This window comes from Corynebacterium sp. MSK073 (genome assembly GCF_030232085.1).
In the GTDB taxonomy this organism is placed as follows: Bacteria; Actinomycetota; Actinomycetes; order Mycobacteriales; family Mycobacteriaceae; genus Corynebacterium.
On record NZ_JASPIY010000008.1, the window covers coordinates 1 to 14,103 of the forward strand.

Consider the following 14,103-nt stretch of genomic DNA (forward strand, 5'->3'; position numbering starts at 1 on the left):
TACCCCCGGTACCCGATATCCGCACCGGTCGGTACTCGATACCGCCCTACCGGTACTAAATAGCGTCGCGCGTCAGGAGAGACCTGTTCAGTAATAAATTTCTTGGAATCTTGAACAAATTATTCTAAATGAGGAACTTTGTGGGGCGTGATGACGTTGATCTCCATGAGAAAGATGATTCGTACATCACTGAGAAAGGACAACCGTGCGTTCAAGCAATCCGGTTATGACCTCGCTGACTGAAACTAACCAGCAGCAGAACCCCGGCTACGCGAGCGAAGCCCCTCGCCCCATGACCGTGGATGACGTCGTCACCAAGACGGGCATCACCCTCGGCGTTATTATCGTGGCCGCTGCTATCAACTTCTACCTAGGCACCATGAACCCAGGCACCGCGATGATGCTTATGCTGGTCGGCGGCATCGGCGGATTCATCACCGTACTGGTGGCCTCCTTTGGTCGTAAGTGGGGTTCCCCGGCTGCGACCCTCATCTATGCGGTATTCGAAGGCCTTTTCGTTGGTGGATTCTCCTTCGTCTTCGCTAACAGCACCATCGGTGGTTCTAATGGCATGGCGCTGATCGGCCAGGCAATCGTTGGCACCATCGGCGTGTTCATCGGCATGCTCATTGTTTACAAGACCGGTGCAGTAAAGGTCACTCCAAAGTTCACTAAGATTTTGGTCGGCCTCATTGCAGGTGTCGCGGTAATGGCTCTCGCTAACTTCTTGGGCGCCATCTTCTTCGACTTCAACCCGCTGCGCGATGGTGGCCCCCTCGCCATCATCTTCTCCTTGGTCTGCATTGTCTTGGCTGCTCTGTCCTTCCTGACCGACTTTGACCAAGCAGACCGCCTTATCCGTGCCGGCGCTCCTGCCAAGCAGGCATGGGGCGTAGCCCTTGGCTTGGCCGTGACCTTGGTCTGGCTCTACACCGAAATCCTTCGCCTGTTGAGCTACGTTCAGCGCAACTAAGCCTCTCTACGCTTTCGGCCCGCACTTCGGTGCGGGCCATTTTTGTGTTTTCCTTTGGCTTACGGGCGTGTAATTATTGGGGTAATTCAGGGGGTATTAAGCCGTTCTTTAGGTTTTAAGCGGGTAGGAGCGGGCTTTCAGGTCAAAGACAGTCAATGAGCAGTTAATTTCACCATTTGAAAAGATTTAAATGTGGCGAATGAGGATAATGAGATAGTTAAATATTGACTAATTTGCGCTCTCAACGAGAAATTCTTGCACGATTCATGCATGCTATGTGGCGGGAACGGGAAACCGGAAGGTAGAGAGTTCTCTCCTCTATTTTCTTCTCGTTCCAGCTCGTCTAAAAGGAGTAACCGAAGGATTGTTGTGAAACGTCAGGCAACCGTAGCAGCGCTGGTAGTCAGCTCGGTCACGCTGAGTGGCTGCGCTGCGGAAGTCGGCTCGAAGAGCGCATCAGAAGATGCCGCGATGACGGCAGAAACTGATGGCACTAGTTCGGTCGATGGCGCGGGTAATGCCAACGGGAGCCAGGGGGATGATGTGGAAGACAATCCGGGGGATTCGGAACACCCCGAAGGCGAGCATTCGAGGGCCGGCGCCGGTCTTCGGGGGGAGACCGGCGCCACGGGAGATGAGGATTCCGGGGCACTACCGCCACCGGGAGAATTTGATCCTGCTGATCCAGATTTCGAGCTATTCGATCCATGTACGGAAATTCCGCCGGACAGGCTGGAGGAAATTGGTTTAGAACCACGAATACTCGATTATCGAAAAGAGCCGGGGCACTATTTTTGCAATTTTGCATCGAATGGGAGGAATTTTTCTGAAAGCATTCTAGTCTCTGCAGCTAGCGATTCAACTGCTATTGATGGGCTAGAGTTAAATGAAGATCTTCGACAAAAAGATGAAACAGCAGATATCGAAGGTATTCACCTATTTAACTCTGAGCTTTTTAAAGATTCCCAGTGTAATGGATATCTTTCTACCAGCCGAGGAACGATTACCGTCGGCATAAATGATGTCACACCACAGTCAAGTGCAATGAAGAGATGTCAATTGGTTGCTGAACTCATTACTAATCTCAAACAATAGTCGTGTTTTGGGGGAAACATGCTTGTTAGTGTCAAAAATCTACAACGAAATACCAGCATAATATCTGATCTATACCGTCGAGCTCAGTCACTAAAGGACCGAGTAAATAGCCCTCTTAATTCGGGCTTTTCGAATGTGTCGGGAATTGATCACGTAGGGGGTGTGCACGAAAGGACACTTACCACCGACCCGGGGTCGGCTAAAGGGACGCTCCTGGACTATGCCTCGCAAGTCGAATGGTTGTCGCAGGCTCTTGCCCGAGAAGCTCGAGGCTTTGAAGCCCAAGAAACTGCAAATAGTAGGGCGATGGATATCGCTGATGCGGGTGGTGAGATTGGCGTTGAATCGATGCCGATTATGGATCAGCCGGAGCCGGGGTATAGCCCCTTCGCCTTTACTCCTCCGGTAGTTAACGTCGGCACGTCGATTACCAAGTTGGCAACGGACTTGATGTCAACGCAGATTTGGAGTGTGTCTGAAGCTAATGCGCGTTGGGCGTCGTTAGGTTCTGAGGTTCGGGAGATCGTGAGCGGTCTTGAAGAAGCCGCAGGCTCCTTGGAAAGTGAGAATGACAGCGAAACCACGTCGCGGGCGGCGGCGAAGATTAGGGAAGTGGCAGCCTCCGGGAAACACTTTGTGGCCAATGCCGCAGCAATGGGAGAAAAGCTTACTGGGTTCCACTCGCGGTTGATGATGATTCAGCCTTCGGCGATGGCCATGGCGATGGATATTATGAAAATCCCTGATCCAGCGAAGCGAAAAATTGCAGAGAAGGCGGCGTTGGCAAAGCTGCAGCCGGATCTCCAGAGGTTTGCCATCGACGCCATGCCTAATCAACATCCGCTGATGGAACAGTCGCCGGCATCCGGAGGCGGCGGCGTAGATGCTGGCTTGTCAGGTGTGGAGGGCGATGGCCAGAAATATAACACCGACAACGTCGTCTGGCCGCGTGCAATTCAGGAAGCTATTGCTCGCGGCGATGTGGGCCCGGGAAACTTCGACGTGGCTAATGGTACGGTCCACGATTTGGAATCCGTCGGCATGACTCCTGAGGAAACTGCCGCGTTCCAGGAGCAATTGCATGCAGATGGCAGAAGGGCGCTTTCTGAGCTAGGCGTGGGCGACGGTATAGATATCAGCGGTCGCGATATCGCAACCAGTGGGGCCTCACTTCCTGGGGCGACGGCATCGCATGGCCACTTAGGATCTATGCCAACGGCAGGTGCCGCTCCCGGTACCTCGGGTATTGGTGCTGGAGCTGGCAGCGGTAGCGGCGGACTCGGTTCTACCGGGATGGGAGCACCGCTTGGTGTTGGACGTGGAACTGGTTCTGGTAACGGAGCCGGATCCGGGGTCGGCACAGGAACCGGTATTGCCGGTGCAGCAGGTGGTCCTGGCGTCGGCGGGCGAACTGGACGTGGAAACACTGGTGCGCTTCGTGGTGGCGGATTCAATTCGCTGGCCGGGCTCGGCAGCGGGGCCATCGGTACGGGCGGAAGGCCTGGTTCTGGGGCAGGTGGAAATATGGGTGCACTCGTAAATTCCGCCCCAGGTTTGGGAGCTGGCGGAACTGCTGCGCGCGGCGGAGTAGGAATGCGCGGCGGTGCCGGTGAGGGTGTCGGCGCCCGCGGCGTGGGAGGCGCGCTTCCTCGGGCCGCAGGTGAAGCTGCTGGCAATAGCAGCGGCGGTAACGGTAGCCGCGGACACCTAGAAAGGGGCGCTGCGCGTGAAGCTGTGGTGCGCGGGGGAGGCGCCGCCAATAGTACCGGTGCTAAAACCGGTGCCGGGAGACCGGCCGCTGGCATGCGCGCCCTTGCGCCGATGATGGGAACGCGGGGTCAGGGAAATGACAAGAACCGGGTGAAGGCGGTAACCACGCAGGTGGAGCGCGATCCGAATAAGCGGGATCTGTTGGGCGAGCCGCCGGCGGTCGTGCCTGGGGTCATCGGCAATTGGGCGCGAGAATCCTAGCCAGTGAATTGTGGAAAGAAAAAGGGCTGAAGGAAATAATCCTTCAGCCCACTTCTTTTATTGCGGCAGTTGCGTCGCGGTGGCCTTTGGCTGCTGCTCAGGTTCCTCGACCCCGTTTTGCAGGCCCTCCGGATCCACTTCGGTCTCGGTGGTGGCAGCAGACGAGGACGTCTCGGCATCCTTCTGCGCCGGTGCTTCGCCGGTAAAGGTCGATGCATTGTCGATCTTGCCGGATTCAGAATCTTGCTGATTCGGCGGGTGGCATGCGGCCAAGGAAAGGCCGGCGGCAAATACTAATCCAGCGGTAGCGAAACGGGAGAATTTCTTCATGGGGATGTGCTCTTTCTCCAGAGTAGTGAAGGCGGTAGTGGGGTAGATGGAGGGAATTAGGACTCGCGCGGGGTGGCAGCCTTGGCGGAATCGTACGGGGCGGCCGACTCGATGGTTACTGAGATGGTCTTACCATTTGGTGCGGAGTACTCGCGGGTTTCACCCTCCTGTGCGCCGATGATGGCGGCGCCCAGCGGGGACTGCTCGGAGTAGGTCTCCAAGTCCTTGTTATCGGTCGCAGCAGCGCGGGTGCCGATGAGGAAGGTTTCCTTATCGTCCTTGTTGCCGTTGTAGTACACGTGAACGACGCTGCCGGTGTAGGCAACGCCCTCCTGCATGGTGCCACGCTCGGTGGTGGAGTTAGCCAGCAGCTCAGAAATCTGCTTGATGCGGGCCTCTTCCTGGTCCTGCATCTCGCGGGCGGCATCGTAGCCGGCGTTTTCTTTCAGGTCGCCCTCTTCGCGGCGCTCATTGATTTCCGCTGCAACCTCAGGGCGGTGATCGATAAGCTCCTGCAGCTCGGTCTCGAGCTTTGCCTTGGTTTCTGGGGTGATGTACTGCTTTTGCTGCTCAGCCATTCTAAAACCTTCCGTGCTGTGGAATAGTGGTCAAAGCCCCGCGATGGTGGCGGGACCGAAGTTAAGTATGCAACCAGGCAAATGCCCAGTTCTAGGCTGTACAAATCCTAGCACATGGAGCTAGCGACTTTCCGCGTAGTCGGGGTTGTCCATATCCAGGTAATCCGGGATATTGCCGGAGCAGCCATAGGCGCCACCGGCGACGGCGCGGGCATTGGTGGGGACATCGACGGCAATGCGATGCGTTTCTTTTCCGCCGGCGGGAACGGCAAATTCGCGGCGGCCTACCTCGGATTTGGAGTAATCGTAGGCCTGCACGATGCAATAGGCGTCTTCATCGGTGTGATTGCGGGTCACATCGACCCAGACGCGCGTGGTGTCATCACTGAGAACCTCCTGGGTGACCATAGAGATCTGAGCATTGACGGATTCTTTTTCCCGAAAATACTGGAAACCGTAATAAAGAAGGGTGACGAGCATGGCGGCGAAAATCAACACCAGCGCCTTATTGGTCCAGCTACCAGAGTTCTTTTGTGATTTATCGCGCGAGCCGTAGCGCGCGGCGGAGCGAGAATTTCCGGCGGAAGTCATAGCCCTACTTTAACCGAGGAGTACCATTTTCCCATTATCTACTAAGATAGTGATCTGTTCTAAAAGCTAGTTTTAAAGGGGATGGATTTTCAGTGAGCGACTTTCGCCTCCTAGCAATCCACGCACACCCGGACGATGAATCCTCTAAGGGTGCTGCGACTACGGCCCGTTACGCTGCAGAAGGTGCGGATGTAATGGTGCTGACCTGCACCGGTGGTGAACGCGGTGACATTATTAACCCGGCTATGGACCGTCCTGGCGTTAAGGAAAACATGGCTGAGGTACGCCGCGAGGAAATGGCTAAGGCAGCCCGCGCGCTTGGGGTCCAACACCAGTGGTTAGGCCACGTTGATTCCGGCCTGCCGGATCCTGAGGAAGGCAAGAGCATGGAAGACCTTTTGCCGGAAGGCTGCTTTGCCCTGATGGGTGATGATGCGGCGGCCCAGGAAATGGTGCGCGTTATTCGCTCGTTCCGCCCGCAGGTCATCATTACCTATGACGAAAATGGCGGCTACCCGCACCCAGACCACCTCATGGTCCACCGAGCATCTATGATTGCGTGGGAAAAAGCCGGTGACCCTGACTACCACCCAGAATTGGGCGAGCCCTGGGAGCCGCTGAAGCTGTACTACTCGCATGGCTTTGTGTACCAGCGCATGAAGATGTTCCACGATCTCCTCCTTGAGGAGGGCAAACCCAGCCCGTATGGTCCTATGCTGGCGCGCTGGGATACGGCTTTTGGCGATATCATGGCTCGCGTTACCACGCAGGTGGAGTGCGCCGATTACTTCCAAAACCGCGACGATGCGCTGCGGGCGCACGCGACGCAGATCGATCCTGCGGGCGCATTCTTGGCCACCTCCGTGGAGGTTCAACAGCGTCTGTGGCCTACAGAAGAGTTTGAATTAGCTAAGACCCGAGTATCGACGTCGCTGCCGGAAAATGATTTATTTGCGGGCATTGAAAAGAACGAGGAGACTTAAAGCATGAGCGTCTATGACTCCCTTTTCTTGGCTGCGCACGATGTCACTGTCCTTGCGCAAGGCACAGAAGGTGCTGAGGGTGGGCCAATGGGGCCCGAGTTTGGCAAAGCCTCGCCCATCGGACTGCTCATCTTGGCCATCTTGGGCGTTGCCGTGCTGGTAGCGGGCTGGAACTTCCACCGCCGCTATTCGCGCTTCCGTCGGCGCACCATGTTCGCTGAAGACCACGGAATCGATCCATTCGACGAAGAAGCAGTGGATGCGGCGCTCAAGGAAGCTGGCCTTTACGATAACCGCAAGAAGTCGATTTTCTAAGCGGCTGGAGTAATCAACGTGACATTTCTCAAGCGGCTGATGTACCCCTTGTATGAAGCACGCCTCGTGCGGCTTATCAAGGGCAGACCGCAGCCGAAGCACGTGGCGATCATGGCTGACGGCAACCGCCGCTGGGCGCGGGAAGCCGGGTTTACAGATATTAGCCACGGCCACCGCCAAGGGGCGAAGAAAATTGGAGAGATGATCGCGTGGTGCCGCGATACCGATATTGAGGTAGTCACCATCTACCTCTTATCCACGGAGAACTTGAAGCGCAGCCAGCAGGAAGTGCAGCTACTTTTTGACATCATCTCTGATGTGGTCACGCATCTGTCCCAGGGAGATCTGGATTGCCAGGTTCGTCTTGTGGGTAACTTAGGGTTGTTGCCCGCGCCGGTAACACAGCGCATGGTCGATGCCGCCGAGGAAACCAAGGATAACCAAGGGGTCATCGTCAATGTGGCTGTGGGCTACGGTGGGCGCCAAGAAATCGTTGATGCCGTTCAGAAGCTGGTGCGCAGCGAGGCTGAAAAGGGCACCAGCGCTGCCGAGATGGCGGACCGAGTCACCGCAGACTCGATCACGGAACACCTATATACCAAGGGCCTGCCGGACCCAGACTTGGTGATCCGCACCTCCGGCGAGCAGCGTCTTTCCGGATTCCTGCTGTGGCAAGCGGCCTATTCAGAAATCTGGTTCACCGATACCTATTGGCCGGCGTTCCGGAAGGTAGATTTCCTGCGCGCGCTGCGTGATTATTCGCAGCGTTCGCGCCGCTTTGGTAAGTAGCGGCTAGATTTTTCGCATGCGGACCTGTTCAACCAGGTGATGCGATCCCTTCTTCAATACCAGCGATGCGCGCACGCGGGTGGGTAGGATATTTTCCACCAAGTTTGGCAGGTTAATGGATTGCCAAATCTCGCGGGCCTGGGCGCGCGCCTGCTCGTCGTTCATATCGGCATAAGCAGCGAAGTGGGCATTGGGCCGGCGGAATTCGGTGTGGCGCAGCGTGAGGAAGCGGTCGATGTACCACTGTTCAATATCGTCCGTGCGGGCGTCGACGTAGACGGAGAAATCAAATAGATCCGCGATGGTTAAGGTGGGGCTGGTCTGGAGGACGTTGAGGCCTTCCAAAATCAAGATATCCGGCTGATTGACCTCTTGATAGCGATCTTTGACGATGTCATAGGTAATATGCGAATACAGCGGCGCTTTGACCACGGGTTTTCCGGATTTGACGTCGGTAACAAAGCGCATAAGTGCACGGCGGTCATAGGATTCGGGGAAACCCTTGCGCTTCATCAGTCCGCGGTCTTTAAGCGTTTGGGTGGGAAAGAGAAACCCGTCCGTGGTCACTAGGTCCACCTTCGGGTGAGAGTCCCATCGCTGTAGGAGCACTTGGAGGAGGCGGGCGGTGGTGGATTTACCCACGGCCACGGAACCGCCCACGCCGATGACGAAGGGCACGTGCGTGGGTGGGTTGCCCAAGAAGGCCTCGGTGGCGGCGGTGAGCTGCTGCCGGGCGGTGACCTGCATGTGGATAAGGCGGGAGAGGGGGAGGTAGACGTCTGCCACCTCGTCCAAATCAATGCGGTCGCCGATGCCGCGTAGCTCTTCTAGCTCGTTTTCTGTCAGCACCTGCGGCATGGATTTGCGGAGTTCACGCCAGGTTTCACGGTCAAAGTCGAGGTAGGGGCTTGAATCCAGGTTGCGCGCCATAACTTAATTGTCGCACGCGGCGATAAGGGAATGAAAAATTTGCCCCCTGTAAGGTAGCCGAAAGGTTATGATATGTAATAGTTCATACTGCTTCCTACCGAGAAGAGGACTAGTCTTTTATGGCTTCTTTTAATACTGACCTGCGCGATCTTGACCCAGATGTTTTCGGTGCTATCCAGGGAGAAATTTCCCGCCAGCGCGAAACCCTGGAAATGATCGCGTCTGAAAACTTCGTGCCGCGCGCCGTCTTGCAGGCACAGGGCTCTGTCCTGACCAATAAGTACGCCGAGGGCTACCCAGGGCGTCGTTACTATGGCGGCTGCGAGCACGTCGACGTCGTTGAGGATCTTGCCCGCGACCGCGCGAAGGCGCTCTTCAACGCGGAATTTGCCAACGTGCAGCCGCACTCCGGCGCGCAGGCTAATGCCGCAGTCCTGTCCAGCATCGCGGAACCGGGCGATAAGATCCTCGGCCTGTCCTTGGCCCACGGTGGACACCTGACCCACGGCATGAAGCTGAACTTCTCCGGCAAGCTTTACGATGTCGCAGCTTATGGCGTGGACCCAGAGACCATGCGCGTGGACATCGATAAGCTGCGCGAGCAGGCACTTAAGGAGAAGCCAAAGGTTATCATCGGCGGTTGGTCCGCTTACCCGCGCACCCTGGATTTCGCGGCCTTCCGCGAAATCGCCGATGAGGTGGGCGCTTACCTGTGGGTTGATATGGCCCACTTCGCGGGCTTGGTTGCCGCGGGCCTGCACCCGAACCCTGTCGAGCACGCCGATATCGTCTCCACCACCGTGCACAAGACCTTGGGCGGTCCGCGCTCCGGCATGATCTTGGCCAAGCAGGAGTACGCAAAGAAGCTGAACTCCAACGTCTTCCCGGGTCAGCAGGGTGGACCGCTGATGCACGCGGTGGCGGCAAAGGCCATTTCCATGAAGATTGCGGCCAGCGAGGAATTCAAGGAGCGGCAGGAGCGCACCCTTGAGGGCGCCCGCATTCTGGCCGATCGCCTCTTGGCAGAAGACACTCAGGCAGCTGGCGTGGACGTTGTGTCCGGCGGCACCGATGTCCACCTCGTCTTGGTCGATCTGCGCAACTCGCAGCTCGATGGTCAGCAGGCAGAAGACCTCCTGCACCAGGTAGGAATCACCGTCAACCGCAATGCGGTCCCGAACGATCCTCGTCCGCCGATGGTCACCTCGGGCCTGCGCATCGGCACCTCCGCCCTGGCCACCCGTGGCCTCGATGCGGAAGCCTTCACCGAGGTTGCCGATGTCATCGGTACCGCCTTGGCGCAGGGCAATAACGCCGATGTCGAGGCACTTCGCCGGCGCGTCGACAAGATCGCGGAGGACTACCCGCTGTATGAGGGCCTCGAGGACTGGAAGCTGGTTTAGTCCTTATCTTCTAAAGCATCCTCTGCGGCGTCCTTGTGAACGTCGTGGCCGCGAGCCTGCGCCAGCGTGGCGCGGGCTTGCTGCAGCCACTCCGGCTGCTTTTCCAAAAGCTCGCTGATTTCCGCGGTGGTCAGCGGCTTATCCATGTCGTTCTTCTTTAGCGCGGTAACGGAAATGCCCAGTTTGTGGGCAACTTCTTGCCGGGGGTGGGGGCCTTCGCGGCGCAGCGTTTGCAGCCACTGCGGGGGATTGTGCTGCAGCTCACGCAGTTCCTCGTGGCTGACCGCGCTATTTTGAAATTCTTCAGGCGCGGCGGGCAGATAGATATTCAGCTTCTTAGCGGCGGTCTGCGCGCGCATCGCGGTACCGGACGGTTGCTGTTGGTTATGTTGTTCACTCACGGTTTAACCGTAGCACTTTCAGTAGACTGTGCTCCATGCTGCGCTTAGCCTTTGTGACCGGTACGGAACCTGGAAAATGGTTTCAGAGATTTCAGGACAATACTGCCCACGGCGGTTTATCCACCGTCGATGCGGATGACAGCATGGCAGAATTGCTCGCAGGTCACGTGGATCTGGCGCTAACGCGCCTGCCGGATCCGCGGGTGGATGACTCTTTCCACGTGGTGCGCCTTTATGAGGAGGCCCCCGGCCTTGCGGTTCCAAAAGACTCGGTCTATGCGGAGGTGGGTGAGGCGCTTGCGCTTGCCGATGTCTCCGATGAGCACCTCAACTACCGCCTCACCGATGCCGGCGAGGTCGATATCGCCGCCGTACGAGAGGCCCTGCAGGTGGTCGCGGCCAATGTGGGCATCGCCATCGCACCGCTGCCGCTATTAAAAATCCTCAGCAAGAAACAGGTGGTTCCGCTCGCGCTCAAGGATAGCGGCGTGCCGGTGACGGAAATTGCCTTGGTTTGGCGGAAGGCGGAGGATGGCGAGGCCATCCAGGACTTTGTGGGCATCGCTAAGGGCCGCACCGCTCGCTCCTCCAGGCAGGAAAAGCCGAAGCGCACCGCCCGTGAAAAAGCTAAAGCCAAACAGTCTCGAAGGATTGTTAACAATCCGTTACAGAAACAAAAGAAGTGCCCTAAGCAGCGCAAACGACGATGATATGAGGGTTGATCCGCGCTAACCCCGTTGCACACGGTGGCAAGGAAGTGCATTTGGGGTATACCGTTGGCTGCGCTCGCCACAATGGCGGCTTAAACCTACAACGAACTAATATTTCAGCTGAAAATCGAAAGGTAGATCCAGAAATGCGCAAGATGACTCGTCGTATTGCAGGTGGCTTCGCGGCCGCAACCCTTTCCGTTGCTCTCGTTGCATGCTCGGACGCAGAGGACGCCGCCGATGACGCTAAGGATAGCGCTGGCTCCGTAGCCGCAGACGCCTCGGATGCTGCCGGCTCTGCCGCATCCGATGCCACCGACGCCGCTGGTTCCGCCGCCGAAGAGGCAACCGGCTCCAAGGACGGTGATGCAGAGGGCGCCAAGGGCGAAACCCAGACCATCACCACTGCACATGGCGAAGAAGAAGTTCCCGCTGATCTTGCAGCTGCCATCGAGGAAAAGCAGGCCGAGTGGGGCGACGTGCAGAGCATAGAGTCCTCCGATGAAGGCACCCTGGCTACCTTCGAGGGTGGCAAGTACTTGGCATACTCTGAGGAGACTGGTGCGCAGCCGGTCATCGGCAAGATTGCTGAAACCTGGGTAAACGAGGGCGGACTCGCTTCCTCCGTTGGCCTGCCTACCAAGCCAGAGGCTGACGCAGTCGAGGCGAACGGCTGGACCCAGGAGTTTAGCAACGGCACCATCTCCTGGACTGAGGGTGAAGACGGCACCTTCGCGGCCGATATCAACGCCTAAAAGCTAAAAGTCGGCGCCCTGCCCACGCGGCGCGTCGATTACCTCTCGCCACGATCCCTGCGGCTTTCCCGCAGGGATCTGTCGTTTTCTTAAAGTTCATCTTCCACCCATGTGATTTCAACCTTGGGTGCTTAGGTTGGGTGGCAGCCCCTAAGAGTTCGCAGCACTAGCGGCTCTAGGGGGCAGACAAGGAAGAACAGCTTTCTACCGCTTTACAAAGGAAGATTCCTGCCATCATGACTCGCCCCTCTGTACTTTCTACTGCACTAGGCACCACGGAAAATGACGTCGCTACCAAGACCTACGTGCTTGATACCTCGGTTTTATTATCTGACCCGTGGGCGCTGCGAAAATTTGCCGAACACGAGGTCGTCCTTCCCGTCGTGGTTATCTCTGAATTGGAAGGAAAACGTCATCACCCAGAGCTTGGCTGGTTCGCCCGCCAAGCTCTTCGCTTTTTGGAAGAGCTGCGCGCTACCTATGAGGCGCTCGACCAGCCCGTTCCGGTCAACGTGGACGGCGGTACCTTGCGGGTAGAGCTCAACCACCAAGACCAATCGCTCTTGCCGGCCGCATTCCGCGGGCCGGAAGGAGACCACCGCATCTTGGCCTGCGCCTTGAACCTGGCACACGAAGGCAAGGACACGGTTCTTGTTACCAAGGACGTGCCGCTGCGCGTTAAGGCTGGCGCCGTGGGCGTGCAGGCCGATGAATATCACGCTCAGGACGTCATTTTGACCGGGTACTCCGGTATGGCCACCGCCTATACCACCACGGATGTCATCGATGCCCTCTACAGCGATGGGGAAGTGCTGCTCGATGGGGTCGTCACGGACGATGACACCCCAGTGGAAGACTTGCCGGTGCACTGCGGCATCACCTTGGTCGGCGGCGCGCAATCTGCCCTGGGCCGCATTCTGCCGGACGGGGCGGTGCGCCTGGTGCGCGGCGATCGAAATGCCTTTGGCCTGCAGGGGCGTTCGGCGGAACAGCGCATCGCCCTCGATCTCCTGTTGGATCCGGAAGTCGGCATCGTGTCCATCGGTGGTAGGGCAGGCACCGGCAAATCCGCGCTGGCCTTATGCGCCGGCTTGGAGGCGGTCTTAGAGCGCGGTGAACATCGCCGCATCGTGGTCTTTCGGCCGATGTACGCCGTCGGCGGGCAGTCGCTGGGTTACCTGCCGGGCTCTGAGTCAGAGAAGATGAACCCGTGGGCCCAAGCGGTCTATGACACCTTGGAAGGCTTAGTCTCTGACAACGTGCTGGAGGAGATCCACGAACGCGGGCTCATCGAGGTCCTGCCCCTAACCCATATTCGCGGCCGTTCTTTGCACGATGCCTTCGTTATCGTGGACGAGGCGCAGTCGCTGGAGCGCAATGTTTTGCTTACCGTGCTCTCGCGCTTGGGGGAAGGCTCGCGAGTAGTGCTCACCCATGACGTTGCCCAGCGCGATAACCTGCGGGTGGGCCGCCACGATGGGGTACAGGCGGTCATCGAAAAGCTCAAGGGCCATGAGCTTTTCTCGCACATTACCCTTCAGCGATCGGAGCGCTCTGCCATTGCGGAGCTAGTAACGGATCTATTGGAGGGCAATGATTAAGGGAGAGATGAAAGCGTGTTCGCAGACAGCGAATTTAATCAAATTTATATGGCAAAAATCACCTAAGACCAGTAATAATGGTGCCTATGAGCGAGAACGCCAAGCAGACGTCTGCGGACGAAAAGAAAAAGGATTTCCGTATCCGGCCTTTCACGTCGGCCGATTACCCGCAGATGCGGGAGATCTACGAGCAGGGCCTGCAAACCGGCCATGCCACCTATGAGACCCGTTCCTTGACCTATGAGGAGTTTACGAACTCCAAAATCATGGCTTCGGTGCACGTAGCCGTTGAGGCGGACGATGATTCCAAGGTATTGGGGTGGGTTTCGGCCGCCCCGATTTCATCGCGCACCGTCTTCCACGGCGTGGTGGAGGATTCCATCTACTTGGGATCTGATGCCCAAGGCCGTGGCATCGCCGGGGCCTTGCTCGATTGCCTCATTGAGGTGTGCAAGGATCTGCACAAGTGGGCCATCCACTCCTGGATTTTCCCGGAAAATGAAGGCTCTGCGGGCCTGCACAAGTCCCGCGGCTTTGAAAAGGTCGGCACCTACTCCCACATGGCCAAGATGACCTATGGCGAGTTGGCCGGTCAGTGGCGCGATACCGATGTCTACGAGCTCCTGCTCCCCAAGCCGGAGGAAAAGAACCGCTAAATACACTGTGCCTAGTAACCAC

Annotated in this window: 16 protein-coding genes; 11 read left to right on the plus strand and 5 right to left on the minus strand. The window is 57.5% G+C overall.

The features are described from left to right. Positions 1-226 precede the first annotated feature (226 nt). The 3 genes from QP970_RS06655 to QP970_RS06665 all read left to right on the plus strand — a co-directional run bounded on the left by QP970_RS06655 (position 227) and on the right by QP970_RS06665 (position 4,039). Positions 227-973, plus strand: a complete 747-nt coding sequence (locus QP970_RS06655) for a Bax inhibitor-1/YccA family protein (protein ID WP_255716968.1) — start codon at positions 227-229, stop codon at positions 971-973. A 369-nt stretch (positions 974-1,342) separates the two neighbouring features. After that, positions 1,343-2,068, plus strand: a complete 726-nt coding sequence (locus tag QP970_RS06660) for a DUF3558 family protein (protein WP_239267974.1) — start codon at positions 1,343-1,345, stop codon at positions 2,066-2,068. A gap of 306 nt (positions 2,069-2,374) precedes the next feature. Next, positions 2,375-4,039, plus strand: coding sequence for a hypothetical protein (locus QP970_RS06665; protein WP_239267972.1), 1,665 nt, complete (start codon positions 2,375-2,377; stop codon positions 4,037-4,039). Positions 4,040-4,096: 57 nt separating this feature from the next. On the opposite strand, the gene QP970_RS06670 is transcribed toward QP970_RS06665, so the two are convergent. The 3 genes from QP970_RS06670 to QP970_RS06680 all read right to left on the minus strand — a co-directional run bounded on the left by QP970_RS06670 (position 4,097) and on the right by QP970_RS06680 (position 5,538). Further along, positions 4,097-4,369, minus strand: a complete 273-nt coding sequence (locus tag QP970_RS06670) for a thiamine biosynthesis protein X (protein WP_239267970.1) — start codon at positions 4,367-4,369, stop codon at positions 4,097-4,099. 56 nt (positions 4,370-4,425) lie between these two features. Continuing rightward, positions 4,426-4,947 carry a transcription elongation factor GreA gene (greA, locus tag QP970_RS06675; RefSeq protein WP_005280026.1) on the minus strand — a complete coding sequence of 174 codons (522 nt, stop codon included), beginning with the start codon at positions 4,945-4,947 and terminating at the stop codon, positions 4,426-4,428. Between the two features lie 120 nt (positions 4,948-5,067). Continuing rightward, complete coding sequence (locus QP970_RS06680) at positions 5,068-5,538, minus strand: DUF4307 domain-containing protein (RefSeq protein WP_239267968.1); 471 nt, start codon at positions 5,536-5,538, stop codon at positions 5,068-5,070. Between the two features lie 92 nt (positions 5,539-5,630). Between QP970_RS06680 and mca the strand changes: the two genes are divergently transcribed. From mca to QP970_RS06695, 3 genes are read left to right on the plus strand one after another with little or no spacing between them, the layout of a single operon-like run. Continuing rightward, entirely contained in the window at positions 5,631-6,521 is an 891-nt protein-coding gene (mca, locus tag QP970_RS06685; RefSeq protein ID WP_239267966.1) for a mycothiol conjugate amidase Mca, read from the plus strand. Positions 6,522-6,524: 3 nt separating this feature from the next. Next, complete coding sequence (locus tag QP970_RS06690; RefSeq protein WP_239267964.1) at positions 6,525-6,836, plus strand: hypothetical protein; 312 nt, start codon at positions 6,525-6,527, stop codon at positions 6,834-6,836. A gap of 18 nt (positions 6,837-6,854) precedes the next feature. Continuing rightward, positions 6,855-7,625, plus strand: coding sequence for an isoprenyl transferase (locus QP970_RS06695; RefSeq protein WP_284771501.1), 771 nt, complete (start codon positions 6,855-6,857; stop codon positions 7,623-7,625). 3 nt (positions 7,626-7,628) lie between these two features. Here the strand turns inward: QP970_RS06695 and coaA are convergent, their stop codons facing one another. Beyond that, positions 7,629-8,555 carry a type I pantothenate kinase gene (coaA, locus tag QP970_RS06700; protein ID WP_239267962.1) on the minus strand — a complete coding sequence of 309 codons (927 nt, stop codon included), beginning with the start codon at positions 8,553-8,555 and terminating at the stop codon, positions 7,629-7,631. Between the two features lie 119 nt (positions 8,556-8,674). Here coaA and glyA point away from each other — a divergent pair, with 119 nt between their 5' ends. Next, positions 8,675-9,958: a serine hydroxymethyltransferase gene (gene glyA / locus QP970_RS06705; protein WP_284869795.1), complete on the plus strand. Its 1,284-nt coding sequence runs from the start codon at positions 8,675-8,677 to the stop codon at positions 9,956-9,958. On the opposite strand, the gene QP970_RS06710 is transcribed toward glyA, so the two are convergent. Next, positions 9,955-10,359, minus strand: coding sequence for a DUF5997 family protein (locus tag QP970_RS06710; RefSeq protein WP_438802133.1), 405 nt, complete (start codon positions 10,357-10,359; stop codon positions 9,955-9,957). The two genes, glyA and QP970_RS06710, sit on opposite strands and share 4 nt — an antisense overlap. 35 nt (positions 10,360-10,394) lie before the next feature. On the opposite strand from QP970_RS06710, the gene QP970_RS06715 reads away from it, so the two are divergent. The 4 genes from QP970_RS06715 (at position 10,395) to QP970_RS06730 (ending at position 14,081) form a co-directional block, all read left to right on the plus strand. Further along, positions 10,395-11,069 (plus strand): LysR family transcriptional regulator substrate-binding protein, encoded by a 675-nt coding sequence (locus QP970_RS06715; protein ID WP_239275742.1) that lies wholly within the window; start codon positions 10,395-10,397, stop codon positions 11,067-11,069. A gap of 146 nt (positions 11,070-11,215) precedes the next feature. Then, a complete protein-coding gene (locus QP970_RS06720; protein WP_239267958.1) occupies positions 11,216-11,824 on the plus strand; it encodes an LGFP repeat-containing protein in 609 nt (202 codons plus the stop codon). 236 nt (positions 11,825-12,060) lie between these two features. Further along, the gene (phoH2, locus tag QP970_RS06725) at positions 12,061-13,425 is read left to right on the plus strand and encodes an RNA 5'-3' helicase PhoH2 (RefSeq protein ID WP_239267957.1); all 1,365 of its coding nucleotides are present in this window, start codon (positions 12,061-12,063) and stop codon (positions 13,423-13,425) included. 77 nt (positions 13,426-13,502) lie between these two features. Beyond that, complete coding sequence (locus tag QP970_RS06730) at positions 13,503-14,081, plus strand: GNAT family N-acetyltransferase (protein WP_005280037.1); 579 nt, start codon at positions 13,503-13,505, stop codon at positions 14,079-14,081. Positions 14,082-14,103 lie beyond the last annotated feature (22 nt).

Excerpts from the sequence above, each read along its gene's own strand:
- phoH2 (WP_239267957.1), top strand. The coding sequence starts at position 12,061 with ATGACTCGCCCCTCTGTACTTTCTACTGCACTAGGCACCACGGAAAAT.
- QP970_RS06670 (WP_239267970.1), bottom strand. The coding sequence starts at position 4,369 with ATGAAGAAATTCTCCCGTTTCGCTACCGCTGGATTAGTATTTGCCGCC.
- QP970_RS06720 (WP_239267958.1), top strand. The coding sequence starts at position 11,216 with ATGCGCAAGATGACTCGTCGTATTGCAGGTGGCTTCGCGGCCGCAACC.
- QP970_RS06665 (WP_239267972.1), top strand. The coding sequence starts at position 2,375 with ATGGATATCGCTGATGCGGGTGGTGAGATTGGCGTTGAATCGATGCCG.
- coaA (WP_239267962.1), bottom strand. The coding sequence starts at position 8,555 with ATGGCGCGCAACCTGGATTCAAGCCCCTACCTCGACTTTGACCGTGAA.
- QP970_RS06730 (WP_005280037.1), top strand. The coding sequence starts at position 13,503 with ATGGTGCCTATGAGCGAGAACGCCAAGCAGACGTCTGCGGACGAAAAG.
- glyA (WP_284869795.1), top strand. The coding sequence starts at position 8,675 with ATGGCTTCTTTTAATACTGACCTGCGCGATCTTGACCCAGATGTTTTC.
- greA (WP_005280026.1), bottom strand. The coding sequence starts at position 4,947 with ATGGCTGAGCAGCAAAAGCAGTACATCACCCCAGAAACCAAGGCAAAG.
- QP970_RS06690 (WP_239267964.1), top strand. The coding sequence starts at position 6,525 with ATGAGCGTCTATGACTCCCTTTTCTTGGCTGCGCACGATGTCACTGTC.
- QP970_RS06655 (WP_255716968.1), top strand. The coding sequence starts at position 227 with ATGACCTCGCTGACTGAAACTAACCAGCAGCAGAACCCCGGCTACGCG.
- QP970_RS06680 (WP_239267968.1), bottom strand. The coding sequence starts at position 5,538 with ATGACTTCCGCCGGAAATTCTCGCTCCGCCGCGCGCTACGGCTCGCGC.
- QP970_RS06715 (WP_239275742.1), top strand. The coding sequence starts at position 10,395 with ATGCTGCGCTTAGCCTTTGTGACCGGTACGGAACCTGGAAAATGGTTT.